The following is a 23,639-nucleotide window of genomic DNA, read 5'->3' on the forward strand; positions in this document are numbered from 1 at the left end:
CTGCGTGGCGACAACAAGGACATGTTCCTGGCCGACCTCAGCCAGGAAGTCGCCGACAAGGGCTTTCTTGTCGCATCGACCGAGGACCTGTTCCATTGGGCGCGCACCGGGTCGCTGTGGTGGATGACCTTTGGTCTCGCCTGCTGCGCGGTCGAGATGATGCACACCAACATGCCGCGCTATGACCTGGAGCGGTTCGGCGTCGCGCCGCGGGCCTCGCCCCGCCAGTCGGACGTGATGATCGTCGCCGGCACGCTGTGCAACAAGATGGCGCCGGCGCTGCGCCGGGTTTACGACCAGATGTCGGAACCGCGTTATGTCATCTCGATGGGCAGCTGCGCCAATGGCGGCGGCTATTACCACTACAGCTATTCGGTGGTGCGCGGCTGCGACCGCATCGTGCCGGTCGACATCTATGTGCCGGGCTGCCCGCCGACCGCCGAGGCATTGCTGTACGGCATTCTCGCGCTGCAGCGGAAGATCCGCCGCGTCGGGAGTTTCGAACGGTGAACGCGCTGGTGCCCGAATTGGGGCGGCACAGCTGGCCGGTGATGGGCAGCATGTCCGACATGGCCGAGCGGCTGCGGACGCTGCTAGGCGACGCGATCGTCGAGGTCGTGGAGTATGTCCATGAGACCGGCATTACCGTGAAGCGCGAGGCGCTTGTCGCGGTCATGCAGACGCTTCGCGACGATCCCGAACTGCGCCTCAATCAGCTGATCGACATCTGCGGCGTCGATTATCCCGATCGCGCCGAGCGTTTCGATGTCGTTTACCAGCTGCTGTCGATGGCGAAGAACTTGCGCTTGCGCGTCAAGGTGACGACCGATCACCGCATGCCGGTGCCGTCGCTGACCGGGCTGTGGCCGGTTGCTGGCTGGTACGAGCGCGAGACCTGGGATTGCTATGGCGTGCTGTTCGACGGCAACCCCGATCTGCGCCGCATTTTGACCGACTATGGTTTCGAAGGGCACCCGTTCCGCAAGGATTTCCCGCTGACCGGCCATGTCGAGCTGCGCTATTCCGAGGAACACAAGCGGGTCGTCTATGAGCCGGTGAAATTGGCGCAGGATTTCCGCAGCTTCGACTTCCTGTCGCCATGGGAGGGCACCGATTACGTGCTGCCCGGCGACGAAAAGGCGGAGGCGAAATAATGGCCGACCTGTCACCCGCCGGCGCCGCCTGGACCGCCGAGGACACACAGGATCTGCTGCCGCCGCTGAAGGACGGCAACAGCATCCAGAACTACATGATCAATTTCGGGCCCCAGCACCCGGCGGCGCACGGCGTGCTGCGGCTGGTCATGGAGCTTGACGGCGAAGTCATCGAACGCTGCGACCCCCACATCGGCCTGCTGCATCGCGGCACCGAAAAGCTGTGCGAATACAAGACGTATCTGCAGGCACTGCCGTATATGGACCGGCTCGATTACGTCAGCCCGATGTGCATGGAGCACAGCTATGTGCTCGCCATCGAGAAGCTGGCCGGCATCGAGGTGCCGCTGCGCGCCAAGTATATCCGCGTGATGTTCGCGGAGATCACCCGCATTCTCAACCACATCCTCAACACCACGACGCATGCGATGGACGTCGGCGCGATGACGCCGATCCTGTGGCTGTTCGAGGAACGCGAAAAGCTGATGGAATTTTACGAGCGGGTGTCGGGCGCGCGTTTCCATGCCGCCTATTTCCGCCCCGGTGGTGTCCACCAGGACCTGCCCGACGGCCTGCTCGGTGACATCAAGGACTGGTGCGACGGCTATCTGAAGGTGCTCGACGAGATGCAGCGCCTGGTTGCCGACAACCGCATCTTCAAGCAGCGCAACGTCGATATCGGCGTGATTTCCAAGGACGATGCGGTCGCCTGGGGCTTTACCGGCCCGTGCATCCGCGCCTCGGGCGTCGCCTGGGACCTGCGCAAGTCGCAGCCTTATGACGTCTATGATCGCATGGATTTCAACGTCATCGTTTCGAACGACGGCGATTGCTATGCGCGCTTCATGGTCCGCATGGACGAGATGCGCGAGAGCCTGAAGATCATCCGCCAGTGCCTGGCCGAGATGCCGGCCGGCCGCCACGCGACGCTCGACCGCAAGGTGTCGCCGCCATCCCGCGGCGAGATGAAGCGATCGATGGAAGCGCTGATCCACCATTTCAAGCTGTATACCGAGGGCATGCACGTGCCGGCCGGCGAGGCCTATGTCGCGACCGAAAGCCCCAAGGGCGAGTTCGGCATCTTCATGGTCGCCGACGGCACCAACAAGCCTTGGCGTGTCCATGTCCGCGCGACCGGCATGGCGCATCTCCAGGCGATGGATTTCCTGTGCAAGGGCCATATGCTCGCCGACGCGCCGGCCATTCTCGGCAGCCTCGATATCGTTTTCGGAGAGGTCGACCGCTGATCGTTGCGTCCGTGGATCGTCGGGCTTGGCGGCGGGCTGCAGTCGGCATAGTGTGACAAGGCGCCGCAGGAAAGGCGGCGAACGCGCGAAGGGGATGGATGATGGACGACAAGTCGAACAGCGGCCGTGACGAAGCGGTTTGGTTCTCGTTCCTGTGCGCGGCCGTCGCGCTGATCGGCGTGTTCCGTTACCCGACGACGGGCATGGGCCTGGTGTTCATCCTGATCCTTGGCTGGTTCCTGTGGACGCTGTGGCAGATGACCGCCGATCGCTTCGATTGATCGCGGCGATGATGCCGGCCCGCCCGGTTGCATCGTGCCGCAACCTGCTGTTTACACCACGGGTTACCGGCAGGGTGGCGCGGTACGAATTGATTGGGGAGCGAGACCGATGCAGTTTCTGATGCGAGAATCCGTCACCATATCGTTGCTGTTCACCTCCATTGCGTTGTATCTGGCGGCGTCGTCGCCATCGGTGTTCTACAATGTGCTCGTCGTCGTCGGGCTCGTGCATGTCTGGGCGGCGATCCTGGTGATGACGACTGATCGGATGTAGTAAGGCGCCACGGCGCCGGTGTGGAGTAGGATTGCTGATGGCTGATATCGCACCGGGGCCGGTGGCGCCGTTCGAGGGGCCTTTCGGCTGGACGCCCGACAATGCTGGGGAGGCGGCGCGCATCATCGCGTTGTACCCAGAGGGGCGCCAGGCCTCTGCCGTGATGCCGCTGCTGTGGCTGGCGCAGGGCCAGATGGCCGACGCGACCGGCTCCGCCTGGCTGCCGGTGCCGGTGATCGAGTTTGTCGCGAGACAGGTCGGCATGCCGTACATCCGCGTCTACGAAGTCGCCAGCTTCTACACCATGTACAATCTGGCGCCGGTCGGCCGCTATCATGTCCAGGTCTGCGGCACGACGCCGTGCCAGTTGCGCGGATCCGACGACATCATGCGCGCCTGCAAGGACAAGGGCCTCAAAAAGGGCGCCAACACCCCCGACGGCCTGTTCACGCTGACCGAGGTCGAATGCCTTGGCGCCTGTGCCAACGCGCCGATGGTGCAGATCAATGCCGACAATTATGAAGACCTGACCTACGACACCATGGCCGCCATCATCGATGCGCTGGCGCGGGGTGAAACGCCGAAGGCCGGCAGCCAGATCGGCCGCACCGCGAGCTGCCCCGAAGGCGGCCCGACGACGCTGGTCGAGTTCGTCTGATGCATCCCGTCGTCGTCCGCAGCCTCGGCCTGGCGATGATGGGGCTCGCCGTGGCGCTGCTCGGTTTTGCGGTGTTTTTCGGGATGAAGTTCGGCAATCCGCTTGGCATCATCGTCACTGGGGTCTTTGTCGCAATCGGCGGCTATGCGCTGGTTAACGCTGCTGACAAGCTCGCCAAATGAACCCGAACCGCGATTTCCTGCGCCGTTTCAGCCTGGCGGCGATGCTGACGGCGATCGTGACCGGCGGCATCGCGCTGGTGCAGCTATTTACCGCGTCGGGTGCCGATGCGACCCTGCTAGGTATCAGCGCCGGGGCGTTCCTGATTGGACTCGTGATGGACCGGCGCGCACGCAAGATGGATGACAGCAATGCTGGCCGATAAGGACCGGATCTTCACCAATCTCTATGGCCTCCAGCCGTGGAACCTCGAGGCGGCGCGCAAGCGCGGCGATTGGGAGGATACGAAGGCGCTGCTCGCCGGCGGACCCGACGCGATCATCGACGCGATCAAGGCATCGGGCCTGCGCGGCCGCGGCGGCGCCGGCTTCCCCACCGGCATGAAATGGTCGTTCATGCCGAAAACGCCCAATCCGGCGCGGCCAAGTTATCTCGTCATCAACGCCGACGAGTCCGAACCTGGCAGCTGCAAGGACCGGGAGATCATCCGCCACGATCCGCACAAATTGATCGAGGGCGCGCTGGTCGCCGGCTTCGCGATGCGCGCGACGGCAGCCTACGTCTATATCCGCGGGGAGTATGTCCGCGAGGCTGAAACGCTGTTCGCTGCTGTGCGGGAGGCCTATGCCGCCGGGTTGATCGGCAAGAACGCCTGCGGTTCGGGCTATGATTTCGACGTCGTCGTCCATCGCGGCGCCGGGGCGTACATCTGCGGCGAGGAAACCGCGATGCTCGAAAGCCTGGAGGGCAAGAAGGGTCAGCCGCGACTGAAACCGCCGTTCCCCGCCGGTGCCGGGCTGTACGGCAACCCGACGACCGTCAACAATGTCGAGAGCATCGCCGTCGCCCCGACCATCCTGCGCCGCGGTCCGGCCTGGTTCGCCGCCATCGGCCGGCCCAAGAACGAAGGTACCAAGCTGTTCCAGATCAGCGGCCATGTGAACAAGCCGTGCGTCGTCGAGGAGGCGATGGGCCTGCCGTTCCGTGAACTGATCGACGTGCACTGCGGCGGCATTCGCGGCGGCTGGGACAATCTGCTTGCCGTCATTCCCGGCGGGTCGTCGGTGCCGCTGGTGCCGGCCGCGGAGATTGCCGATGCGCCGATGGATTTCGACGGGTTGAAGGATCTGAAGTCCGGTCTCGGCACGGCCGCCGTCATCGTGATGGACAAGTCCACCGACATCGTCCGCGCCATTGCCCGGCTGTCCTACTTCTACAAGCACGAGAGCTGCGGCCAGTGCACGCCGTGCCGGGAAGGGACCGGCTGGATGTGGCGGGTGATGGAGCGGCTGGTCACCGGGGATGCCGAACCGCACGAGATCGACCTGCTTCTCGAGGTGACGACCGAGATCGAGGGGCACACCATCTGTGCGCTCGGCGATGCCGCGGCCTGGCCGATCCAGGGCCTGATCCGGCATTTCCGGCCAGAGATCGAGGGCCGCATCGCGCGCCGCAAGGGCTTTGTCCAGGTGCCCCACGCCATCGCCGCCGAATAGGCGTTAGGCCGGCCACGACCAGGGGTTGTGGCGCAGGCGGGGCGGGGGAGCTGCCGATTTCGGTGCCGGCGTTGCCTCGCCGTCCAACACCATCGCCACCATTTCCGCCAGCAGGGCCTCGCGTTCCGCCTTGAGATAGGCCAGGCGCCGGCGCATGCCGGTGTTCTGGGCCTCCGCCGCCAGCGCCTCGATCAGCGTGTCGAGCTGCGCGCAGCGGGCGGCGCGCGCCATCAGGAAGGGATTATCCTCCTGCATCAACCGCAGCGCCTCGGCATCGGCATCGCAGGCGGCAATCAGGGCACGCGGGGGCTCGATCATCGTACCCTGTTCACGGCCGCCCGCCGCCCGGCGTTAAGCCGCGCAGCCGATGCAGGTCGTCGCCGTCGGCAGCGCCGCCAACCGCGCCGGGGCGATGTCGACACCGCAGACCCGGCACTGGCCATAGGTGCCGGCCTCGATGCGGGCGAGGGCGGCGTGGATGGCCTCGATTTCGCCCAGCTGCACCGCCTCCACGGATTTCAGCGTGTCCTGGCCCTCCAGCTCGGTTGCCTGCTCGGCGAAATCGGCGGCGAGCGGCGCCGACAGTTCGGCGTCGATGGCGTCGACTTCACCGGTGAGGGCGGCCAATCGCTGCTTCAGGCCCGTCTCGATCGCGGCAAGGTCGGTCATTTCGCGTCCCCGGCGGCTGCCAGATAGGCGGCGATTTCGTCGAGCAGCGCCAGGCGCCGCTTTTTCATCGCCTCCAGCCGCTCGTCGGATGCCGGATCGTCGCCACCCTCGGCCGCGGCGACTTCGGCATCGATCGTTTCGAACCGCGCCGCCATGTCCTGGAATTGCGCATCATCGGCCTTCAGCCGGCTGATGGTGTCCGCGTCGTTGGGAAAGGCATCGTGGAGGTGCCGGGGAACATGGGTCATGTTAATATCCTTTGGTCGGGATAACGCCTGATTGGACCCGGGGGACGCACGCCGCCTTGATGTGGGTCAAGCCCGGGCGACATGGAGCGTACCCGCCGGCGTCGGCGCAATCAGCGCGGCCGACGGGACCTCGCCGCCGAGCCAGTCGGCCCAATGTTCGCGCGGCATCAGGACGATCTGGCGCGAATGATAGGGGGCGATGTCGGGGCCCGGTTCGCAGGTCAGCATGGTGAAGGCCTCCCCGACCCGGGGGTCGGCGCGCCACAGGCCGGCGACGCAGAAGAACGGCGCGTCGCCACAAGTGAACAGCCATTTGTCCTTGCGCTTCGCCTTGGGGTCCGCCGGCGCGGTGAATTCGTAGAAGCCGTCGATCGGGATGAGGCAGCGACCGCCCTTGGCCGAGTTGCCGAGCTCCCGCCCTTCGGAGCGGTAGTTGTAGACCGGCTTGCCGTTGGGGGAGGGCCAGGACCAGCGGCGCTGGATCATGTCGGCCTCGGCCGTTTCCGCGTTGTTGGCGGGCGCCGCCCGGATGATGGCCGTGGTGTCGGTGATGCGGATGCTGTCGGCGGCGGCGAGGTTGGGCAGCCCTTCGGAAAAGCGCAGCACGATCTTCAGCTGGCTGAAATCCTCGCGGATCAGGCCGAGGGCGATGCGGCGGGCGACTTCGTTGCACACGGCCGAGGCGGTGCCAGATACAATTGTATCTGGCAACACGCCGCAGGCCCGGCCGGCGGGGCGGGCGGCATGGCTGCCCGAACCCGTCCGACGACGCGGCTTCGCCGCGCCCTTCCTCCCTCCCCTTACACTCCTCACGGACTCGGCGGCTCTGCCGCCGGCCGCGCCGCCAAATCCAACGAAAGTCTCGAAAGTCACCGACTTTCACTCTGCGCGCCATTCGCCGCCGCGCGTTCCGCCGCCGCATAATCCTCCCACCGCGGCCGATTGGCGAAGTTGTACGCGACGGTCGCCGGGTCGGGCTCGCGCCCGCCGCCCTTGGCTGCCGGTGCTTCGTCCTCGGCTTCCGAATCGTCGTCCGCCACATCCGCGGGCGCATCGCCCGGCCCCCGCCAGCCGGTCGGCAGCGAATTGCGCGCCGTCAGGGCGTTGTGCTCGATCATCGCCTCGTCGAGCTCCGGCCAATATTCGAAGGCCTCGGCATGGCCATGAAAGGCTTGCAACGCGGCGGTCGCGGCGGCGGCATCGTCGGGCAAGCGGGGCGGCGGTGGCGGCGGGGCCGCGCCCTTGCGCCGGCGGGCGGGGGCATCGGCGCCGGCCTGGATGGCGGCGAGCTTCGCCTCCGCCAGCGCGAGCTTGTGCGCCGCGGCGCGATCGGCGCGCGCGGCGGCCTGGGTGCGTTCGTGCGCGGCGAGGAGGTGGATGAGCAGCCGGTCCGAACAGGGCTTGCGCCGCTCGGCGACCAGAAAGCCGTCGCGCTCGATGGTCTCCCGCTCACCATTGACGGCGCGATCGAGCGCGACCTGTTCCAGCAGCCCCCAGGCCTGGCCCAGCGCCGCATCCCAGGCGGCGCGAAAGGCCGCGGCCTGCGGATGCTGCCGCAGCCGATGCGCCGACCGCACGCTCATCCGCACGGCCCGCGCCGCCTGGGTGAGCGAGGCGCTCTGCGCCAGCGCCTCCACGAACTTCCATTGCTTTTCGGGAGTCCAACCATCGGCGCGATTCTGGACGGGGACGGGGAGGAAGGGTTGAGCCATGCGACTCGATGTAGCCTATTTGGTTCGTGTAGGACAGGGCCGAGGCGGCACGGTGCAGCGCGCAGCGCAGCACCGAGACTCGCCGCAGGCCCGGCCGGCGGGGCGGTTGGCCAAGCCGACCGAACCCGTCCGACGGCGCGGCTTTGCCGCGCTCTCTTCTGCCTTAATTGCTTTGCAGGCCTCGGGCTTGGCCGCCAGACGTGACAAGAACTTGTATCAGACAAGCAAGGGATAAGCCCCCTTATAATGCTTTAGCTAAGTCACCGGCATCGGCATGTCACTCGCGTTCATTGGTCGCCATTCTATCGTACAGATCAACGCCGTAAGCCCGGCTCGACCTTGCCGCGCGCTCGGCTCGACCGATTGCACCGATGAGGGAATGGCTAAACACGCAACGCATGAGAAATCAGCCAAAATCCTGATCTAGCTTTCGGCGGCGAAGTTACAGCCCATTGCATCACAGGTGTACCGTTGCCTGCGGCGCCAGATTTGTGCACACTGGTATTGGCAGCTGCCATTGGCGGTCATAAAACCTACTCGGGAAATGCCCATAAAATGAACGTTCAGAATGAACCTGATGTGCTGACGACTGTCGAAGAAGAGGATGAAACACCGTATGTCGAATATGATATATCGGTATCGCCTTCCGATCTGTCACTAGAGCTGATTGCTCAAAAGATTGCACAGAACGACATCATAATACCATTCTACCAGAGACGCTATGTCTGGACTATCGAGCAAGCTTCTAAACTCGTTGAATCGTTTCTAATGGGGCTTCCCGTTCCGCAGGTTTTTCTCTATGAAAACGACGAAAATCAGCTTGAAGTTATAGATGGCCAACAACGACTTCTGTCAGTAAAGTATTTCTTCGAGGGCTATTTTGGCGAAGCAGACGCGCGGGGCAGGCGCCAAGAATTCCGTCTTAAAGGTCTAGCGCAGAGATCAGAATATAACGGCAAGCTCTTTTCTGAATTGTCAAACCGAGATCAAAGGAAGTTGAAAAACTCAACATTGCGAGCGATAAACATTCGCCAACTGAAACCATCAACAGACGGCGACAGTGCTTTTCATATATTCGAACGACTAAACACGGGTGGGACAAGGCTAAAGCCTCAAGAAATCAGAAATGCTGTGTATCGTGGAAATATCGTGAACTCACTCAGCGAGTTAAACAAGAACTCGGCTTGGCAAAGCATATTAGGTCTTAGGTCTCCGGACAAAAACCAGAAAGATGTAGAGCTGTTGTTACGGATATTCTCGTTGTATAGAAAATGGGGCAACTATGACAAGCCGATGATAACATTCCTAAACAGGTCAATGTCAAACAATCGAGCATTCGATAGCCAAGATGCATTGGATTTTTCGGTACGCTTTCCTCTTGTGGCGACTCAAGTGCAGCGAGCTATCCGCAAGCCCTTCAGGCCGCGCGCAATAATTAATGCGGCAGTACTCGAAGCGTTTATGGTAGCACTTCTTGAAAGCGAGGATATCAGCGACGACAGACTCTTAGCTACCTATAACAAAGTAATTAAAGATCCGGACTTCCTTGAGCTTGTCACCTCTAATACGACTAATCAGTCAACTCTTCTGCAACGTATAGCGCTTGTAAAGGCAGAAATCGCTGATGCATCATAGTGAACTAGCATTGCATATGGGTAGGATAGACCGGCTAGTCGAAGAGATGGATTTGTTTGTTCCGGCATCGATGCGTGGAGTCACTGCGTTCCGTGCCGATCTTGCTGGTATGCTAGTTGTATCTATTGCTGCCGCTTATGAATCTTGTGTCAAGGACACAATGATAACTCACGCTGCTCGCTTCAATGTAGAATTCGAGAACTTTACGGCTAAGAATTATGAGAAACTGAATAGTCGAATTTCAGTCAAAGATCTCAAAAATTATACAAAAATGTTCGATCCGACAATCCATGAGAAATTCAGACTGACGCTTGTTCGGCGGAAAGCGCTCATGCTGAGAATTACGGGAAAGAGTATAGAGTCTGAATTCGAAAACATATTATCTTGGCGGCATGCCTTCGCGCATGCAGGTACGCGCGTTACAACAATTGAAGAAGCAGCAAACACCCATCGCATTGCGAGGATAGTGATATTTTCCTTTTTTGATGCGTTCCATAATTAGTCTGCATAGTAGCAAACTTTAAAGGTTTTGAGCTCACCGTCCGCGCGGCGCGTACGGGCGCTCGCGGCTAATGCTAGCCGTCCCTTCGCCTGCGGGCGGGAGAGGGTATGGAGCCCAGGCCTCCCGCCCTCACGCCGGCAGGCTCCGCCGCCGGGGGCCTCTACTCCGCCGCAACCTTCTTCCGCGCGCGAGCAGGCTTCGCTGCCGGCTCTCCCCCACTCCCGGCCCCTCCCGCAGGCGGGAGGGGAGCAGCCTCGCGCTCCACCAGCAGCGGCTTCAGGTAAAACCCAGTATGGCTCCCCGCACACGCCGCAATCACCTCCGGCGTCCCCGTCGCCACGATCTGCCCGCCCCTGTCGCCGCCGTCCGGCCCCAGGTCGATGACCCAATCCGCCGTCTTGATGACATCGAGGTTGTGTTCGATGACGACGACGGTGTTGCCCTGGTCGACGAGGGCGTGGAGGACTTCGAGGAGTTTGCGGACGTCTTCGAAGTGGAGGCCGGTCGTCGGTTCGTCGAGGATGTAGAGCGTCTGGCCGGTGGCGCGGCGGGCGAGTTCCTTGGCGAGCTTGACGCGTTGCGCCTCGCCGCCGCTGAGCGTCGTTGCCTGTTGGCCGATCTTGACATAGCCGAGCCCGACCTCGTGCAGCATGGCGAGCTTGTCGCGGATCGGCGGCACGGCCTTGAAGAACTCGACGCCGTCCTCCACCGTCATGTCGAGCACATCGGCGATGCTGCGGCCCTTGAACTTCACCTCCAGCGTCTCGCGGTTGTAGCGGGCGCCGTGGCAGACGTCGCAGGTGACATAGACGTCGGGCAGGAAGTGCATCTCGATCTTGATGAGGCCGTCGCCGGTGCAGGCTTCACAGCGGCCGCCCTTCACATTGAAGCTGAAGCGGCCGGGCTTGTAGCCGCGGGCCTGCGCCTCCGGCAGGCCGGCGAACCAGTCGCGGATGTTGGTGAAGGCACCGGTGTAGGTGGCGGGGTTGGAGCGCGGCGTGCGGCCGATGGGCGACTGGTCGATGTCGATGACCTTGTCGAGGTTGCCGAGGCCCTCCACGCTGTCGTGCGGGGCCATGACGAGGCGGGCGCCGTTCAGTTCACGCGCGGCGGCGGCGTAGAGCGTGTCGATGGTGAAGGTCGATTTGCCGCTGCCCGAGACTCCGGTGATGCAGGTGAAGGTGCCAAGCGGGATGGAGGCGGTGACGCCCTGGAGGTTGTTGCCGCGGGCGTTTTTCACGGTCAGTTTCTTGCCGGTGCCCTTGCGGCGTTTGGCGGGCAGGGGGACGCTGCGCCGGCCGGCGAGGTAATCGGCGGTGACGCTGCCCGGCGTGGCGAGGATGTCCTCGAGGCTGCCGCGCGCGACGACTTCACCGCCATGGACGCCGGCGCCGGGGCCCATGTCGACGATATAATCGGCGGTGCGGATGGCGTCTTCGTCATGCTCCACGACGAGGACGGTGTTGCCGAGATCGCGCAGGCGACGAAGGGTGACGAGCAGGCGGTCGTTGTCGCGCTGGTGGAGGCCGATGCTGGGTTCGTCGAGGACGTAGAGGACGCCCGACAGGCCGGAGCCGATCTGGGAGGCGAGGCGGATGCGCTGGCTTTCGCCGCCCGACAGCGTGCCGGACTTGCGATCGAGGTTGAGGTAATCGAGGCCGACATTGTCGAGGAAGCCGAGACGTTCGATGATTTCCTTGAGGATGCGCTCGCCGATGGTGCGCTGTTTCGGGGTGAGCTTGTCGCCGAGCTGCTTGGCCCAGGCGAAGGCCTGGGAGACGGGGCGGCGGACGGCATCGGCGATGGTCTCGCCGTCGATCTTAACGCTGAGCGCTTCGGGCTTGAGCCGGTCGCCGTGGCAGACCTCGCACGGGGCGGCGGACTGGTAGCGCGAGAGTTCCTCGCGCATCCAGGCGGATTCGGTGGCGCGCAGACGCTTTTCGAGATTGGCGATGACGCCTTCGAAGGGCTTGACGACTTCATAGGACTTGCGGCCGTCTTCGAAGCGCAGCGCAATGGCCTTGCCGGCGGTGCCGTGGAGGACGGCTTTTTGGGCTTCGGGCGTGAGGTCGGCCCATTTCGACTTGACCGTGAAGCCATAGGCGCGGCCGACGCTGGCCAGGACCTGCTGGTAATAGGGGCTGGGCGGCTGCGACTTGGCCCAGGGCATGACGGCGCCCTTGTCGATGGTGAGGGCGTGGTTGGGGACGATCAGGTCTTCGTCGAACAGCAGCTTTTCGCCCAGCCCATCGCAGGCCGGGCAGGCGCCTTGCGGGGCGTTGAACGAGAACAGGCGCGGCTCGATCTCGGCGACGGTGAAGCCGGAGACCGGGCAGGCGAATTTTTCGGAGAAGGTGATGCGCTCGGGGGCTTCGCCGTCCTTGGCGTCAGCAGGCTCGGCGATCGCAAGGCCCTCGGCCAGTTTCAGTGCGGTTTCGAAGCTTTCGGCGAGGCGGGCCTCCAGGCCTTCCTTCACGACGATGCGGTCGACCACCACGTCGATGTCGTGCTTGTATTTCTTGTCGAGCGCCGGCGCCGCGTCGATGTCGTGGAATTCGCCGTCGATCTTGACGCGGGTGAAGCCGTCCTTTTGCAACTGGGCGAGTTCCTTGCGATATTCGCCCTTCCGCCCGCGGACGATGGGGGCGAGCAGGAACAGCCGCGTCCCCTCCGGCAGGGCCATGACGCGATCGACCATCTGGCTGACGGTCTGGGCGGTGATGGGCAGGCCGGTGGCGGGGCTGTAGGGTATGCCGACGCGGGCCCACAGCAGCCGCATGTAATCGTAGATCTCGGTGACCGTCGCGACGGTGGAGCGCGGGTTCTTGCTGGTGGTTTTCTGCTCGATGCTGATGGCGGGGGAGAGCCCCTCGATATGGTCGACGTCGGGCTTGGACATCAGTTCGAGGAACTGGCGGGCATAGGCCGACAGCGATTCGACATAGCGGCGCTGGCCCTCTGCATAGATGGTGTCGAAGGCGAGGCTGGACTTGCCGCTGCCCGACAGGCCGGTGATGACCGTCAGGCTGTTCTTGGGCAGGTCGACATCGACGCCCTTGAGATTGTGCTCGCGCGCGCCGCGCACCTGGATATGGGTCAGCATGTCGGCGTTTGTTCCAGATTTGTTCACGGCACGCAAGAGGCGGTGCCCCGGACAGATAGGGTCTGCCGGTCGGTGTCGCAATGTGGCGCGACGTGCCGCCACGCAGGGCAGCGCTGTCGTTCCCGGCGGAAGGAGCCGGGCCCGACAGCGCTGCATCCGACGGCTGGCTGGTGGTCAACCAACCATCGAAGGACGATCGGGCGCGGCTCGCCAATCTGCGCCGCGGCGGTGGCCGGGCGCAGGGGCGGGGCTTGCCCGTTATACGATGGCCCGGTCTTGACGGCGTGGCGGGTCTGGCCACGCCGGATCACGGGTCCTGTCGCTGCGACATGGCGGGTCTGGCCAGGTCGGTAGCGGCGGGACGTCGGGCCGGCAGTTCGGGCCTTGGCGCATCGGGGGTGGCGGGTCTGGCCACGCCCGGTTGCCATCGGCCGTCGTTCAGTGCGGCGACAGCGCGGGGTCATGGGTCTGATGACCCCGCGCCGTTCATCCGCGGTCAGGTGTTGCGGCGAAATCTCCCTTCGAGCCAGGTGCCCGCGGCGAGCGCGATGAACACCGGGTAGGTCCAGAAAATAAGAGCTACGAAATAGGCCCAGGCAAAGTTGCCTGACTGCGGAATACTGGCGAAATGAACCATGGTGCCGACCAGCTGGAAGGCAGCGGCCCACATCGGCCAGTAACGGTCACTGCGCAGCGCGAGGACGAGCAGGCCGCAGAACACCGCGATATCGACGATCAGCACGCCATTCTCGGTATGCGCATAGCTGCCGTCGGTGACGATGTTGGAGGCCACGACGGCGAGCGCGATGCCTATGGCGGTGTAGCGTTCCTCGCTGGCACCCCAAAGCAAAGCGATTCCGCAGCAGCCCAGCAGGAAAGCTGTTGAAATGATTTGCAGGATCATGTGCGTCTCCTTCGATCCAGGTACAGCAGAGCCCGCCGTCGGTGATGACGGCGAGCCCGGTCTGTGCGGGATCAGGCGACGGCGGCAAGCCCGCGGAAGGCGACTTCCGGGCTGGTGAACTCGGCCTTGTTGCAATAGCTCATGTCGCCGAGCGCGACTTCGCCCATGCCCATGTCGACCTGCGCGGCGCGCATTGCCTTGTGGGTGCGCAGGATGTTGGTGCGGGCCTTCACCAGCTGCTGGCAGGTTTCCATCACGTGCATCAGAGATTCCTGCATCACGTGCGTGCCGACCTTGGCCTGCTGCGTGACGGTGGGCATCGTCGCGGTCAGCGTCGCAACAGCGGCGACGGCGGCATCGATGGCACGCTCGGCGGCGATCAGCTGTTCGGCGAGCTGGTTGCCGGCGATCCGCACGGCAGCGCCGGTGTTGTCGAGGGTCTGGACGTTCGAGGCAGCGATCGTGGAGAGCTGAGCAGTCATGGGCAATATCCTTCCGTGCACGCCGCAAGGCGTGTGTGTGGGCGCGTCCTTCCGGACGACCACCGTCCGGAAGCGCTAGTGCAGGGTCTTCAACGCAGCGATGGCACCAAGAAGGGAGCCGAACGCCAGAGAGGAACCGATGGCAATCAACACAATCCAACCGAGGCGAGCCCCGATCGAAAGATCATTCTTCTTCCCCCAAGGGACCGAGCCAGCCATTGGGCGGGCACCGACGCCAGGGTCTGTAGCCAGGGCACCCGCCCAGATGGTCGAATGCTCGGTATCGAGGGAAACCGATGCGAACGAACTGCGGGGAGGGCCGCTGCCGTTCGGATCGACAACCGGACTGAACCGGGCTTGATGATCATGGTGGGCCAGATCACCGGCACCGCTTGAGGCCGATGACCCCAAGATCGACGAATCGGCCTGCGATTCAATCTCCGGTGGGTGATATATCAATGGTTGATAGGCATCCGGCATGATCTCGCCGCCGGCTTCCTCCTGCACCAGGAGGCGGGCGGCTTCGATCCGGCTGCCGACCGACAGGGTTTTCATCGCCGTGCGCAGGCGCATGTCGACAGTATGCGGCGAGACACCAAGGATGCGAGCGATGTCTTTCGACGTCATGTGATTATAAACAAGGCGTAAACAGTCGCGCTGGCCTTCGGTCAGCAACGCCAGTTCCGCCGGAGGCACAGGCTTGTGTGTTGTCACAGCAACACGGCACCTTGGAGGCGCCGCAATGTCAAGCGTTTCAGCCACGTCATCGTAAAATTCGACACGCATAAGTCGACCCACCTTCGCTCGCTGCCCAGACCCGGCATGAACTCACTACGCATTTTTGACCCAGATGCTGCCCTTTGGCAACCTTTCGTTCTGATTCGTTGACGACGACTCGGTCGTTTCACTGCTGGAGAGACCACCCCAAAGGTTAACGCGTGCGCTTTCGCCGCATTGTCGGTGCACCGCAAGAGGCTGAAATGGCGTTGTCGGGGCCAGACGTGCCGGATCCGTGACGATCTGCGAATGCGCCAGGCCGGCATTCGTTGTCGCAGCCGTGCCCGCAGCATGACGCACGTGCCACCCTGGCCGGCCATTTACAGACGAAATCCGGTCTGCCGAGGCATGGTCGCACGCGCTTGCGACCATGCGATATCCCGGCCACACGGTTTCGGACGAAAGCTGCACCTGAGTCTCAATCCGTTGATCTTTATGAACTAATGGCGTTGATACGGGCTATCAGTGGTTGGTATTTGACCGTTTTCGGCGTCGATCGCGAGCATAATTTATGCTGTGGGGCATTTTTGAGCTCCGGGACATGGATGTCACGTTTCGGCCCTGACACATGCGATCCCTTTTAACGCATGATTGCGCACGCATGACATTTGTTGCCAAATAGCAACAGTTGCGCGCAACTTTTAGTCAATCATTTCGGCTGCAGCGAATCGAGGCTTCAGCATGGCCGTCGTTTGCATCGCGGCTCCCCTATCCTAAGCTGGCGGCATGAGTTGGACCTCCGAGATCGAAGAATTGGCCCGCCGCAAGGCCGCCGCCTTGCTGATGGGTGGCGAGGCGAAGCTGGCCAAGCAGGCCGCGATGGGACGGTTGAATGCCAGGCAGCGATTGGCCGCCGTGGCCGACGAGGGATCGTTCCGCGAAATCGGCGCGCTGGCGGGGTTCGCAGCCTATGCCGATGACGGCGAGATGCTGAGCTTCCAGCCGGCGAACTTCCTGTTCGGCCGCGCCACGGTCGATGGCCGGCCGGTGGTGCTGACCGCCGATGATTTCACCGTGCGCGGCGGTGCCGCCGATGCCAGCCTGCATCGAAAGCTCGCCGATGCCGAACGGCTGGCGGGCCAATACCGGATGCCGCTGATCCGCATGATCGAGGGTACCGGCGGCGGCGGGTCGGTGCGCACGCTCGAAACCAGCGGCTATACCTATATCCCAGAAATTCCCGGCTGGGAGGTCATGGTCGACAACATGGCCAATGTGCCCGTGGTGGCGCTCGGCCTCGGTCCCGTTGCCGGGTTGGGCGCCGGCCGTCAGGTGATGGCGCATTATTCGCTGCTGGTGGAGGGCGTGTCGCAGATGTTCGTCGCCGGGCCGCCGGTGGTCGCGGCGGCGGGCGAGGTGCGCACCAAGGAGGAACTGGGCGGCGCCGGCATCCATGCCCGGAACGGCGCCATCGACGATCGGGTCGACAGCGAGGCAGAGGCGTTTGTCCGGCTGCGGCGTTTCCTGTCATACCTGCCAAGCTCGGTCGACGAGCTGCCGGCGCGGGGCATGGTCAAGGACAAGCGCCGCAAGGGCGAGGACTGGCTGGCATCGGCGGTGCCGCGCGACGGCCGCAAGCTGTACCCCATCCGCCCGATCATCGAGGCGGTGGTCGATCGCGACAGCTGGTTCGAGATCGGCCGCGAATGGGGGCTGGGCATCGTCACCGGCTTTGCCCGCATCGATGGCTGGCCGGTGGCAATCCTGGCGTCGAACCCGGAGGCGCTGGGCGGATTGTGGACCGCGGCGACGGCGCGCAAGGTCGAACGCCATGTCGACCTGGCCGATACCTTTCATCTGCCGATCGTTCATCTGGTCGACAATCCCGGCTTCCTGATCGGGCGGCGTGCCGAGGACGAGGCGACAATCCGCTGGGGTTCCAGGGCCTTGGCGGCCATATATCAAGTGTCGGTACCCTGGTGTGCGGTGGTCTTGCGCAAGGCCTATGGCATGGCGGGCAGCGGACATGCGCCGGCGGACCGGTTCCGCTGGCGGCTGGCCTGGCCATCCGGCGATTGGGGGTCGCTGCCGATATCGGGCGGGCTGGAGGCGGCCTATCGCGCCGAGCTGGAGGCGTGCGACGACCCGGCGGCGCGGCTGGCCGAGATCAAGGCGCGGCTGGAGCGGGTGCGATCGCCGTTTCGCACGGCGGAACATTATGGCGTCGAGGCGATCATCGACCCGCGCGACACCCGCAGCGAGCTATGCGAGTTCGCCAACCTGGCGCAGCGGGCGTTGCAGCCGGGGCGCAAGGGCCGCGGGCTGCGGTGCTGATCCGCGGGTAGGTATCGGCAACCGGGAGGTTCGACGATGCCGATGACGCTTGAAGGTGCGTGCCGCTGCGGCGCCGTGCGGTTTCGCTGTGCCAGCAACACGCCGCAGCCGTACCAACGCTGCTATTGCTCGATCTGTCGCAAGACCGCGGGCGGCGGCGGCTATGCGATCAATCTGGCCGCCATCGCCGGCACGCTGCAGGTCGAGGCGGCCGACGGCGCGATCGGCGTGTACCGCGCCCGGATCCGCGGCGACGACGGCGCATGCAAGACGTCGACCGGAGAGCGCAGCTTTTGCACCCGCTGTGCCACGGCCCTGTGGCTGTTTTCGCCGGAATGGCCCGACCTGCTGCACCCGTTCGCCTCGGCGATCGACAGCGAGCTGCCGGCGTCGGTGGCGTCGGTGCACCTGATGCTCGATTTCAAGCCGGGCTGGGTGGCGCCGCAGGTCGGGCCGGATGATGATTGCTTCGATCGCTATTCCGCGGCGTCGATCGAGGACTGGCACCGGCGGCGCGGTGTCTGGGCCGATTGAGCGAGCAGGCCGCCGAGGATGGCTCGCGTTTCCGCGTCGATGACCCCGTCGACATCGGCCGGACGCCAGCGGCGCTGGAAGGCGATGACGGCAGCCTGGGGCGCTGCGATGTCATAGCCATAGAGATGCAGGGCGGCGAGGGTGTCGGCATCGGTCCAGCCGGGATCGATGCCGTCGGCCGGAATCGGTGCCGCAAGGCCGGCGCGGGCGAGCCGTGGCCAGTCGAACAGCTCCCCGGGGTCGGCTTTTCGCGCCGGGGCGATGTCGCTGTGACCGACGACGCTGGACGGATCGATGTTCCAGCGCGCCATGGCTGCCGCGACCAGCCGTTCGACACTGGCCATTTGGGCTTCGGGGAAGGCACGATAGCCGAATTCATGGCCGGGGTTGACGATCTCGATGCCGATCGACGCGCTGTTGACGTCGGTGATGCCGCGCCACCATGATTTGCCGGCGTGCCAGGCCCGAGCGGTTTCGTCGACCAGCTGCAGGATTTCGCCGGCCTCTGTGACCAGCCAATGGGCGGATACCCTGGCGTCCGGATCGGTCAGCCGCTCGATCGCCGCGGCGGCGGTCGGCATGCCGGTATAGTGGAGCACGATCATCGAGACGGCGAGGGCGCGTGCGTCGTGATTGGGGCTGGGCCGCCGGAGCGGGGTCATAGCGGCTCCATGTCGCGTTTTTGCGCGGTGCGCAGCGTGATGATGGCGACGCCGACCAGCGTCAGCGCGCCGCCGATGACCATCTGGATGGTGATCGGCGTGCCGAAGACGATGACGGCGATGATCACCGACAACAGCGGCGTCGGCAGGGTGAGCGGCGACACGGTGCTGACCGGATAGCGCTGGAACAGCCAGGTCATGCCGCCATGGCCGAGAATCGAGGAGGCTATCGCAGAATAGGCCAGCCAGCCCCAGGTCGGCAGCGGCAAGTCGGGCACCCGTGCCAGTGCACCGGGTTCGAAGACCAGGCTGGCGGCGACCAGCACCGGCACGCTGACGACGGCAAGCCAGGCATGGATGGTCAGCACCGGCACGCCCTGCAACTTGCGGAACAGCAGGTTGCCGGCGGCCCAGGCCAGGGCGGCGGCGACCGTCAGCCAGATGGCGATGCTTTCGCGCGCGATTGCGGGGTCGAATCCCATCACCGCGACGCCGGCAAAGCACAGCACGACGGCGGTGATGCGCGGCAGGCGGATCGTCTCCTTGTATATGAGCACCGCCAGCAGCAGCGAGAACGGCACGCCCAGCTGCCCGGCAATGGCCAGCGCCGAGACATTTTCGGCGAGCGCGAAGCTGAGGCTGCCGAGCCCCATGAACAAGGCGCCGGCGACCAGCCCGGTGGCGATCACGGTCGTCATCCGCCCGGGCAGCCAGCGCAGCCAGGGCAGGGTGACGAGCAGCACGATGGCATAGCGCAGCGTGACTGCGGTGATCGGCTGGGCCGAGGTCACCGCGACCTTCACCGCGACGATGTTGAAGGCCCAGATGACGTCGATGAGGAGGATGAGCGCGAGGTGGCGGGGCTTCATCGGCCACTGGCTGCGTCGTTGGCGTGACCCGCTTTCGCGGTCACGCGTGCATACGCACCATTGATGGCGGCCATGCGCGCCTCGGTCACGCGGATGAATTCGGCCGGCACGCCTTCGGCGAGGTGGCGATCGGGGTGATATTCGCGGACCAGCGCGTGATAGGCGCGGCGCAGCGTGGCGGCATCGGCACCTGGTTCGACCCCGAGCACCGCCCAGGGGTCGTCTTCGGCGGGGCCGGTGTGGCGGGCGCGCACCCGGGCCGCTGCGGCGGCGTCGAAGCCGAGCTTGTCGGCGACGGCATCGAGATAGGCGATTTCCGCGGGATGATAGCCGTCGACGGCGGCGATCAGCCACAGCGCGTCGAGCAGGTCCTCGAGCAGCGGCGAGCCCGGGCCGAGCAGCGTCGCCGCCTGCTGGGCATAAGCCTCGTAACCCGCCATCGACTGCTTGGCGAGGTCATAGAAGCGCTTGGCGTTGGCAGCCTCGGGCTCGTCGACATGGAACAGCCGCTGGAAGGTGGCGAATTCGGCGGCACTGGGATCGCCATCGGCGCGCGCCATCTTGGCCGCCAGCGCAATGGCAGCAACGGTGAAGGCGACGCGGCGGCGTTCGGGGCTGGTGGCGCGGCGCAGGTCGACGGCACTGCCCGCCGCGGCACCGGCGAGCGCGCCCAGCGGCCCGCCGAGCAGCGCGCCGACCGCGGCGCCGGCGATGGTCGCCCAGACGCTCATGAGGGGGGAAGTCCGGTCACGTCCCGGGTCTTAGAGGCTTTGGACCGCGCGGGGCAATCGCTGCGATGCGGTATGATCGCGCCGTCAGCGCGAAGTGATGCCCCCGTCGTCGACGATCAACCCCAGGCGATACCATTGTCGTCGATGACCAGCACCAGGCCGGCGCGCCGCGCCGCTGCCGCCAGCATCGCGGCCACGGCCGATTTGCCGTCGGTTGCCGCTCCGCCCGCAAGCGCCGCCGCGACGGCTTCGGGCAGCGGATGCGGCGCCTGCCGATGGACGCCGGCGGCGCCGATGGCGAGCGGCTGGCCGCGGCGAAGGTCGGCGAGCAGCAAGGCGGCGCCGGCGACGACAGCGCATTGGCCGCCATCGGTGTCACCGGCAGGGCGGTGCCAGGTGACCGGTGTGCCGGTCAGTCCTTCACGCACCAGCCGCTCGAGCGCGGCGCCGCCGACCGGCGCGTCGCCCGGCGCCAGCGCGGCGCGGACAAGGCGCAGGCGCGCCCCGAGATTCCTGGCCGCGTCCTGGATGAGGCCGTTGATCTCGGCGTCGGCGTCGTCCGACAACAATTCGCTCGCCGTCATCACCGTAGCGATCGGGCTGGCGAAATCATGCGTCAGCCATTTGACGATCAGCGGCGCGATGGTGTCGGTCATGACGGCGAATCCGGCGTCGGCAGCGGCTTGCGGCGCAGGCCGAGCGCCAGCAGCCGGCCGTCGCCGCCTTGCGCCAGCTCGAATTCCAGCCGGTCGCCGGGATCGAGCGTTTCGAGGCCGGCCGCCGCCAGTGCCGAGGCATGGACGAAGACGTCGCGGGGCCCGAGATCGGGCGTGATGAAGCCGAAGCCTTTCCGGGCATCGAACCATTTGACGGCGCCGCTGGCCATCAGGCGGTAACCTGGAGGACAAGGGGGGTGAAGCCTGTTTCCGCGGCCGCGGCGCGTTGCCAGGCGGTGATCGTGCCACCGGCGATGATCACCCAGACCTGACCGTCTGCCACCGCGCGCGCCGCATCGCGTTGCGACGGCTGTGCACTGCCGTCGGGATGACTGTGATAATGGCCCACCACCTGCTGCCCCGATCCGCGCGCCTCGCGATGGACGCGCAGCAGCGTCGCCGGGTCGATCTCGAAGCTGCGGGCCGGATCGGCGGCGACGTTGCGCGCCGGCACTGCTGCCATGATCCGGCCCGGGCGGCCGATCAGCAGCCCGCAGCATTCATCGGCGCCGGCGGTTGCCGCCGCGGCCAAAAGGGTTTCGGTGACCCCGCTTGCAATTCCGACAATCATTCCGACATCGGCTAGGCGATGGGGGCCGAAAAGTCGATTGATCTCGTGTTGCCGGCCGATGCGGCGGGGCTTCGGCTCGACCGTGCGCTGGCGATCGCGTTGCCGCAGCACAGCCGCGAGCGGCTGAAGGCGCTGATCGGCGGCGGCCGCGTATCGGGCGCCGCAGGCGTGATGTGGGACCCCAAGCTGAAGGTCAAGGGCGGCGAGGCGCTGACGCTCGTCATCCCGGAGCCGACAGCTTCGGAGACCGTCGCCCAGGATATCCCGCTCACCATCATCTACGAGGACGACGCGTTGCTTGTCGTCGACAAGCCGGCGGGGCTGGTCGTCCACCCTGCCGCCGGCAATTACGACGGCACCATGGTCAATGCACTGCTGCACCATTGCGCCGGGCGCCTGTCGGGCATCGGCGGGGTCGCCCGGCCGGGTATCGTCCATCGCATCGACAAGGACACATCGGGGCTGCTGGTCGTTGCCAAGACCGATCCGGCGCACGAGGCGCTGTCGCGCCAGTTCGCCGCGCATACCGTGGAGCGCCGCTATGCCGCCATCGTCGCGGGCCGGCCGGTGCCGCCGGTCGGGCGGATCGAAGGCGCGCTCGCCCGCTCCACCGCCAACCGCCAGAAGATGGCGATCGTGTCCGAAGGCCGCGGCAAGCATGCCGTGACCCACTACCGCACCATCGCCCGCCTGCGACATTCCGCCCATGTCGAATGCCGGCTGGAAACGGGCCGAACCCACCAGATCCGCGTTCACATGGCATCAATTGGCCATGCGCTATTGGGAGACGCTGTTTATGGGCGGACACCGGGCAGCCTTGCCGGCGACCTGAAGGCGCTGAACTTTCAGCGCCAGGCGCTGCACGCGGCGACACTGGGGTTTGTCCATCCGGTCACACAAGAAAAACTGTCTTTTGAATCGGCGCTGCCCGACGATATAGTGGAGTTAATCGGTCGTCTTTCGGACGCCGAAGAAAAATAAGGGAGTTATCATGGCCAATGTTCCCGCGGTAAAAACGAGCATCCCGGCGCTCGGTGGCGAGGCTGGGCTTAACCGATATCTGTCCGAAATCCGCAAGTTTCCGCTGCTCGCCCCCGAGCAGGAGTATATGCTCGCCAAGCGCTGGGAGGAGCATCAGGATCCGGAGGCGGCCGCCAAGCTGGTGACCAGCCACCTGCGCCTCGTCGCCAAGATCGCCATGGGCTATCGCGGCTATGGCCTGCCGGTCGCCGAGCTGATTTCCGAAGGCAACATCGGGCTGATCCAGGGTGTCAAGAAGTTCGATGCCGAAAAGGGCTTCCGCCTTGCCACCTATGCGATGTGGTGGATCCGCGCCTCGATCCAGGAATATATCCTGCGCTCGTGGAGCCTGGTGAAGATCGGCACCACCGCCGCCCAGAAGAAGCTGTTCTTCAACCTGCGCCGGCTGAAGGGCAAGCTGAACGCCATGGAGGACGGCGACCTGCGCGGCGCCGATGTCGAGAAGATCGCGACGACATTGGGCGTGACGCACGACGAGGTCGTCTCGATGAACCGCCGCATGTCGATGGGCGGCGACACCAGCCTCAATGCGCCGCTGCGCGAGGAAGGCGAGGGCGAATGGCAGGATTGGCTGGCCGATACCGGGCCGTTGCAGGACGAGATGGTCGCCGACGAACAGGAACGCGACCAGCGGCACGAGCTGCTCGGCGCCGCGATGCAGGCGCTCAACGATCGGGAGAAGCATATCCTGACGCAGCGCCGGCTCGTCGATGAACCGGAAACGCTGGAGGAGCTGTCGCAGCATTACGGCATCAGCCGTGAACGCGTGCGGCAGATCGAGGTCCGCGCCTTTGAAAAGCTGACCAAGGCGATGCATGGCCTGGCGACGGAGCGCAACCTGCTGCCCGAGCCGGCCTGAAGCCGACGCGCGAATAGTGTATGCTTGCGTACACTATTCGCGTGGGCGCGACAGCATGCC

Annotated in this window: 30 protein-coding genes; 15 read left to right on the forward strand and 15 right to left on the reverse strand. The window is 64.9% G+C overall.

All coding sequences use genetic code 11. The annotated features are described in order from the left end of the window. Positions 1–21: 21 nt before the first annotated feature. From ACP7AI_RS02660 to nuoF, 9 genes are all read left to right on the forward strand, one after another. On the forward strand, positions 22–510 hold the full coding sequence (locus ACP7AI_RS02660; protein ID WP_426166536.1) for a NuoB/complex I 20 kDa subunit family protein: 489 nt from the start codon (positions 22–24) through the stop codon (positions 508–510). Next, positions 507–1,154 (forward strand): NADH-quinone oxidoreductase subunit C, encoded by a 648-nt coding sequence (locus ACP7AI_RS02665; RefSeq protein WP_426163776.1) that lies wholly within the window; start codon positions 507–509, stop codon positions 1,152–1,154. Before ACP7AI_RS02660 ends, ACP7AI_RS02665 begins: the two co-directional genes overlap by 4 nt. A 95-nt stretch (positions 1,155–1,249) precedes the next feature. Beyond that, complete coding sequence (locus ACP7AI_RS02670; protein ID WP_426166538.1) at positions 1,250–2,401, forward strand: NADH-quinone oxidoreductase subunit D; 1,152 nt, start codon at positions 1,250–1,252, stop codon at positions 2,399–2,401. Between the two features lie 101 nt (positions 2,402–2,502). Then, positions 2,503–2,682 (forward strand): hypothetical protein, encoded by a 180-nt coding sequence (locus ACP7AI_RS02675; RefSeq protein ID WP_426163778.1) that lies wholly within the window; start codon positions 2,503–2,505, stop codon positions 2,680–2,682. 121 nt (positions 2,683–2,803) lie between these two features. Continuing rightward, on the forward strand, positions 2,804–2,956 hold the full coding sequence (locus tag ACP7AI_RS02680; protein WP_426163780.1) for a hypothetical protein: 153 nt from the start codon (positions 2,804–2,806) through the stop codon (positions 2,954–2,956). A 37-nt stretch (positions 2,957–2,993) separates the two neighbouring features. Further along, positions 2,994–3,614 (forward strand): NADH-quinone oxidoreductase subunit NuoE, encoded by a 621-nt coding sequence (gene nuoE / locus ACP7AI_RS02685; protein WP_426163782.1) that lies wholly within the window; start codon positions 2,994–2,996, stop codon positions 3,612–3,614. Beyond that, positions 3,614–3,796 (forward strand): hypothetical protein, encoded by a 183-nt coding sequence (locus ACP7AI_RS02690; RefSeq protein ID WP_426163784.1) that lies wholly within the window; start codon positions 3,614–3,616, stop codon positions 3,794–3,796. Before nuoE ends, ACP7AI_RS02690 begins: the two co-directional genes overlap by 1 nt. Then, positions 3,793–3,999 carry a hypothetical protein gene (locus ACP7AI_RS02695; RefSeq protein ID WP_426163786.1) on the forward strand — a complete coding sequence of 69 codons (207 nt, stop codon included), beginning with the start codon at positions 3,793–3,795 and terminating at the stop codon, positions 3,997–3,999. Before ACP7AI_RS02690 ends, ACP7AI_RS02695 begins: the two co-directional genes overlap by 4 nt. Then, the gene (gene nuoF, locus ACP7AI_RS02700) at positions 3,986–5,290 is read left to right on the forward strand and encodes an NADH-quinone oxidoreductase subunit NuoF (protein ID WP_426163789.1); all 1,305 of its coding nucleotides are present in this window, start codon (positions 3,986–3,988) and stop codon (positions 5,288–5,290) included. The genes ACP7AI_RS02695 and nuoF overlap by 14 nt, the downstream gene beginning before the upstream one ends. Before the next feature lie 3 nt (positions 5,291–5,293). On the opposite strand, the gene ACP7AI_RS02705 is transcribed toward nuoF, so the two are convergent. From ACP7AI_RS02705 to ACP7AI_RS02725, 5 genes are all read right to left on the reverse strand, one after another. Then, on the reverse strand, positions 5,294–5,608 hold the full coding sequence (locus tag ACP7AI_RS02705; protein ID WP_426163791.1) for a hypothetical protein: 315 nt from the start codon (positions 5,606–5,608) through the stop codon (positions 5,294–5,296). 33 nt (positions 5,609–5,641) lie between these two features. After that, positions 5,642–5,959, reverse strand: a complete 318-nt coding sequence (locus tag ACP7AI_RS02710; RefSeq protein ID WP_426163793.1) for a TraR/DksA family transcriptional regulator — start codon at positions 5,957–5,959, stop codon at positions 5,642–5,644. After that, positions 5,956–6,207: a YdcH family protein gene (locus ACP7AI_RS02715; RefSeq protein ID WP_426163795.1), complete on the reverse strand. Its 252-nt coding sequence runs from the start codon at positions 6,205–6,207 to the stop codon at positions 5,956–5,958. Before ACP7AI_RS02715 ends, ACP7AI_RS02710 begins: the two co-directional genes overlap by 4 nt. 66 nt (positions 6,208–6,273) lie before the next feature. After that, positions 6,274–6,882 (reverse strand): SOS response-associated peptidase family protein, encoded by a 609-nt coding sequence (locus tag ACP7AI_RS02720; protein ID WP_426163797.1) that lies wholly within the window; start codon positions 6,880–6,882, stop codon positions 6,274–6,276. Positions 6,883–7,076: 194 nt separating this feature from the next. Next, positions 7,077–7,919, reverse strand: a complete 843-nt coding sequence (locus tag ACP7AI_RS02725; protein WP_426163799.1) for a hypothetical protein — start codon at positions 7,917–7,919, stop codon at positions 7,077–7,079. A 504-nt stretch (positions 7,920–8,423) separates the two neighbouring features. Here ACP7AI_RS02725 and ACP7AI_RS02730 point away from each other — a divergent pair. Both ACP7AI_RS02730 and ACP7AI_RS02735 read left to right on the forward strand, forming a co-directional pair. Beyond that, complete coding sequence (locus ACP7AI_RS02730; RefSeq protein ID WP_426163801.1) at positions 8,424–9,554, forward strand: DUF262 domain-containing protein; 1,131 nt, start codon at positions 8,424–8,426, stop codon at positions 9,552–9,554. 46 nt (positions 9,555–9,600) lie between these two features. After that, on the forward strand, positions 9,601–10,056 hold the full coding sequence (locus ACP7AI_RS02735) for a HEPN domain-containing protein (RefSeq protein WP_426163803.1): 456 nt from the start codon (positions 9,601–9,603) through the stop codon (positions 10,054–10,056). A gap of 160 nt (positions 10,057–10,216) precedes the next feature. On the opposite strand, the gene uvrA is transcribed toward ACP7AI_RS02735, so the two are convergent. From uvrA to ACP7AI_RS02755, 4 genes are all read right to left on the reverse strand, one after another. Beyond that, positions 10,217–13,159, reverse strand: coding sequence for an excinuclease ABC subunit UvrA (gene uvrA, locus ACP7AI_RS02740; RefSeq protein ID WP_426163805.1), 2,943 nt, complete (start codon positions 13,157–13,159; stop codon positions 10,217–10,219). A 496-nt stretch (positions 13,160–13,655) separates the two neighbouring features. Then, entirely contained in the window at positions 13,656–14,063 is a 408-nt protein-coding gene (locus ACP7AI_RS02745; protein WP_426163807.1) for a hypothetical protein, read from the reverse strand. Between the two features lie 71 nt (positions 14,064–14,134). Continuing rightward, entirely contained in the window at positions 14,135–14,545 is a 411-nt protein-coding gene (locus ACP7AI_RS02750) for a hypothetical protein (protein ID WP_426163810.1), read from the reverse strand. Positions 14,546–14,620: 75 nt separating this feature from the next. Further along, positions 14,621–15,331, reverse strand: coding sequence for a helix-turn-helix domain-containing protein (locus ACP7AI_RS02755; RefSeq protein WP_426163812.1), 711 nt, complete (start codon positions 15,329–15,331; stop codon positions 14,621–14,623). Between the two features lie 717 nt (positions 15,332–16,048). Here ACP7AI_RS02755 and ACP7AI_RS02760 point away from each other — a divergent pair. Next, positions 16,049–17,596, forward strand: coding sequence for an acyl-CoA carboxylase subunit beta (locus tag ACP7AI_RS02760; RefSeq protein WP_426163815.1), 1,548 nt, complete (start codon positions 16,049–16,051; stop codon positions 17,594–17,596). Positions 17,597–17,632: 36 nt separating this feature from the next. After that, on the forward strand, positions 17,633–18,130 hold the full coding sequence (locus ACP7AI_RS02765; RefSeq protein WP_426163817.1) for a GFA family protein: 498 nt from the start codon (positions 17,633–17,635) through the stop codon (positions 18,128–18,130). Here the strand turns inward: ACP7AI_RS02765 and ACP7AI_RS02770 are convergent. The 6 genes from ACP7AI_RS02770 to ACP7AI_RS02795 form a co-directional block, all read right to left on the reverse strand. Continuing rightward, positions 18,073–18,792: an N-acetylmuramoyl-L-alanine amidase gene (locus ACP7AI_RS02770; RefSeq protein WP_426163819.1), complete on the reverse strand. Its 720-nt coding sequence runs from the start codon at positions 18,790–18,792 to the stop codon at positions 18,073–18,075. The genes ACP7AI_RS02765 and ACP7AI_RS02770 overlap by 58 nt on opposite strands. Continuing rightward, positions 18,789–19,661: a DMT family transporter gene (locus ACP7AI_RS02775; RefSeq protein WP_426163821.1), complete on the reverse strand. Its 873-nt coding sequence runs from the start codon at positions 19,659–19,661 to the stop codon at positions 18,789–18,791. Before ACP7AI_RS02775 ends, ACP7AI_RS02770 begins: the two co-directional genes overlap by 4 nt. Then, entirely contained in the window at positions 19,658–20,392 is a 735-nt protein-coding gene (locus ACP7AI_RS02780) for a TerB family tellurite resistance protein (RefSeq protein ID WP_426163823.1), read from the reverse strand. The genes ACP7AI_RS02775 and ACP7AI_RS02780 overlap by 4 nt, the downstream gene beginning before the upstream one ends. Before the next feature lie 116 nt (positions 20,393–20,508). Next, the gene (locus ACP7AI_RS02785) at positions 20,509–21,048 is read right to left on the reverse strand and encodes a hypothetical protein (RefSeq protein ID WP_426163826.1); all 540 of its coding nucleotides are present in this window, start codon (positions 21,046–21,048) and stop codon (positions 20,509–20,511) included. Next, on the reverse strand, positions 21,045–21,278 hold the full coding sequence (locus ACP7AI_RS02790) for a cold-shock protein (RefSeq protein ID WP_426163828.1): 234 nt from the start codon (positions 21,276–21,278) through the stop codon (positions 21,045–21,047). Before ACP7AI_RS02790 ends, ACP7AI_RS02785 begins: the two co-directional genes overlap by 4 nt. After that, on the reverse strand, positions 21,278–21,679 hold the full coding sequence (locus ACP7AI_RS02795; protein ID WP_426163830.1) for a M67 family metallopeptidase: 402 nt from the start codon (positions 21,677–21,679) through the stop codon (positions 21,278–21,280). The genes ACP7AI_RS02790 and ACP7AI_RS02795 overlap by 1 nt, the downstream gene beginning before the upstream one ends. A gap of 18 nt (positions 21,680–21,697) precedes the next feature. Here ACP7AI_RS02795 and ACP7AI_RS02800 point away from each other — a divergent pair, with 18 nt between their 5' ends. Both ACP7AI_RS02800 and rpoH read left to right on the forward strand, forming a co-directional pair. Then, on the forward strand, positions 21,698–22,660 hold the full coding sequence (locus tag ACP7AI_RS02800) for an RluA family pseudouridine synthase (RefSeq protein WP_426163832.1): 963 nt from the start codon (positions 21,698–21,700) through the stop codon (positions 22,658–22,660). Positions 22,661–22,670: 10 nt separating this feature from the next. Then, a complete protein-coding gene (gene rpoH / locus ACP7AI_RS02805; RefSeq protein ID WP_426163834.1) occupies positions 22,671–23,579 on the forward strand; it encodes an RNA polymerase sigma factor RpoH in 909 nt (302 codons plus the stop codon). Positions 23,580–23,639 lie beyond the last annotated feature (60 nt).

Origin of the sequence: Sandarakinorhabdus sp. DWP1-3-1 (assembly GCF_049896705.1) — a bacterium.
Lineage (GTDB): Bacteria > Pseudomonadota > Alphaproteobacteria > Sphingomonadales > Sphingomonadaceae > Sandarakinorhabdus.

Coding starts and splice junctions, on each gene's coding strand:
- ACP7AI_RS02725 (WP_426163799.1), bottom strand. CDS start 7,919: ATGGCTCAACCCTTCCTCCCCGTCCCCGTCCAGAATCGCGCCGATGGT.
- ACP7AI_RS02675 (WP_426163778.1), top strand. CDS start 2,503: ATGGACGACAAGTCGAACAGCGGCCGTGACGAAGCGGTTTGGTTCTCG.
- ACP7AI_RS02770 (WP_426163819.1), bottom strand. CDS start 18,792: ATGACCCCGCTCCGGCGGCCCAGCCCCAATCACGACGCACGCGCCCTC.
- ACP7AI_RS02715 (WP_426163795.1), bottom strand. CDS start 6,207: ATGACCCATGTTCCCCGGCACCTCCACGATGCCTTTCCCAACGACGCG.
- rpoH (WP_426163834.1), top strand. CDS start 22,671: ATGGCCAATGTTCCCGCGGTAAAAACGAGCATCCCGGCGCTCGGTGGC.
- ACP7AI_RS02765 (WP_426163817.1), top strand. CDS start 17,633: ATGCCGATGACGCTTGAAGGTGCGTGCCGCTGCGGCGCCGTGCGGTTT.
- ACP7AI_RS02705 (WP_426163791.1), bottom strand. CDS start 5,608: ATGATCGAGCCCCCGCGTGCCCTGATTGCCGCCTGCGATGCCGATGCC.
- ACP7AI_RS02750 (WP_426163810.1), bottom strand. CDS start 14,545: ATGACTGCTCAGCTCTCCACGATCGCTGCCTCGAACGTCCAGACCCTC.
- ACP7AI_RS02745 (WP_426163807.1), bottom strand. CDS start 14,063: ATGATCCTGCAAATCATTTCAACAGCTTTCCTGCTGGGCTGCTGCGGA.
- uvrA (WP_426163805.1), bottom strand. CDS start 13,159: ATGCTGACCCATATCCAGGTGCGCGGCGCGCGCGAGCACAATCTCAAG.
- ACP7AI_RS02780 (WP_426163823.1), bottom strand. CDS start 20,392: ATGAGCGTCTGGGCGACCATCGCCGGCGCCGCGGTCGGCGCGCTGCTC.
- ACP7AI_RS02795 (WP_426163830.1), bottom strand. CDS start 21,679: ATGATTGTCGGAATTGCAAGCGGGGTCACCGAAACCCTTTTGGCCGCG.
- ACP7AI_RS02760 (WP_426163815.1), top strand. CDS start 16,049: ATGAGTTGGACCTCCGAGATCGAAGAATTGGCCCGCCGCAAGGCCGCC.
- ACP7AI_RS02775 (WP_426163821.1), bottom strand. CDS start 19,661: ATGAAGCCCCGCCACCTCGCGCTCATCCTCCTCATCGACGTCATCTGG.
- ACP7AI_RS02690 (WP_426163784.1), top strand. CDS start 3,614: ATGCATCCCGTCGTCGTCCGCAGCCTCGGCCTGGCGATGATGGGGCTC.
- ACP7AI_RS02755 (WP_426163812.1), bottom strand. CDS start 15,331: ATGCGTGTCGAATTTTACGATGACGTGGCTGAAACGCTTGACATTGCG.
- ACP7AI_RS02695 (WP_426163786.1), top strand. CDS start 3,793: ATGAACCCGAACCGCGATTTCCTGCGCCGTTTCAGCCTGGCGGCGATG.
- ACP7AI_RS02735 (WP_426163803.1), top strand. CDS start 9,601: ATGGATTTGTTTGTTCCGGCATCGATGCGTGGAGTCACTGCGTTCCGT.
- ACP7AI_RS02660 (WP_426166536.1), top strand. CDS start 22: ATGTTCCTGGCCGACCTCAGCCAGGAAGTCGCCGACAAGGGCTTTCTT.
- nuoF (WP_426163789.1), top strand. CDS start 3,986: ATGCTGGCCGATAAGGACCGGATCTTCACCAATCTCTATGGCCTCCAG.
- ACP7AI_RS02800 (WP_426163832.1), top strand. CDS start 21,698: ATGGGGGCCGAAAAGTCGATTGATCTCGTGTTGCCGGCCGATGCGGCG.
- ACP7AI_RS02680 (WP_426163780.1), top strand. CDS start 2,804: ATGCGAGAATCCGTCACCATATCGTTGCTGTTCACCTCCATTGCGTTG.
- nuoE (WP_426163782.1), top strand. CDS start 2,994: ATGGCTGATATCGCACCGGGGCCGGTGGCGCCGTTCGAGGGGCCTTTC.
- ACP7AI_RS02710 (WP_426163793.1), bottom strand. CDS start 5,959: ATGACCGACCTTGCCGCGATCGAGACGGGCCTGAAGCAGCGATTGGCC.
- ACP7AI_RS02670 (WP_426166538.1), top strand. CDS start 1,250: ATGATCAATTTCGGGCCCCAGCACCCGGCGGCGCACGGCGTGCTGCGG.
- ACP7AI_RS02785 (WP_426163826.1), bottom strand. CDS start 21,048: ATGACCGACACCATCGCGCCGCTGATCGTCAAATGGCTGACGCATGAT.
- ACP7AI_RS02790 (WP_426163828.1), bottom strand. CDS start 21,278: ATGGCCAGCGGCGCCGTCAAATGGTTCGATGCCCGGAAAGGCTTCGGC.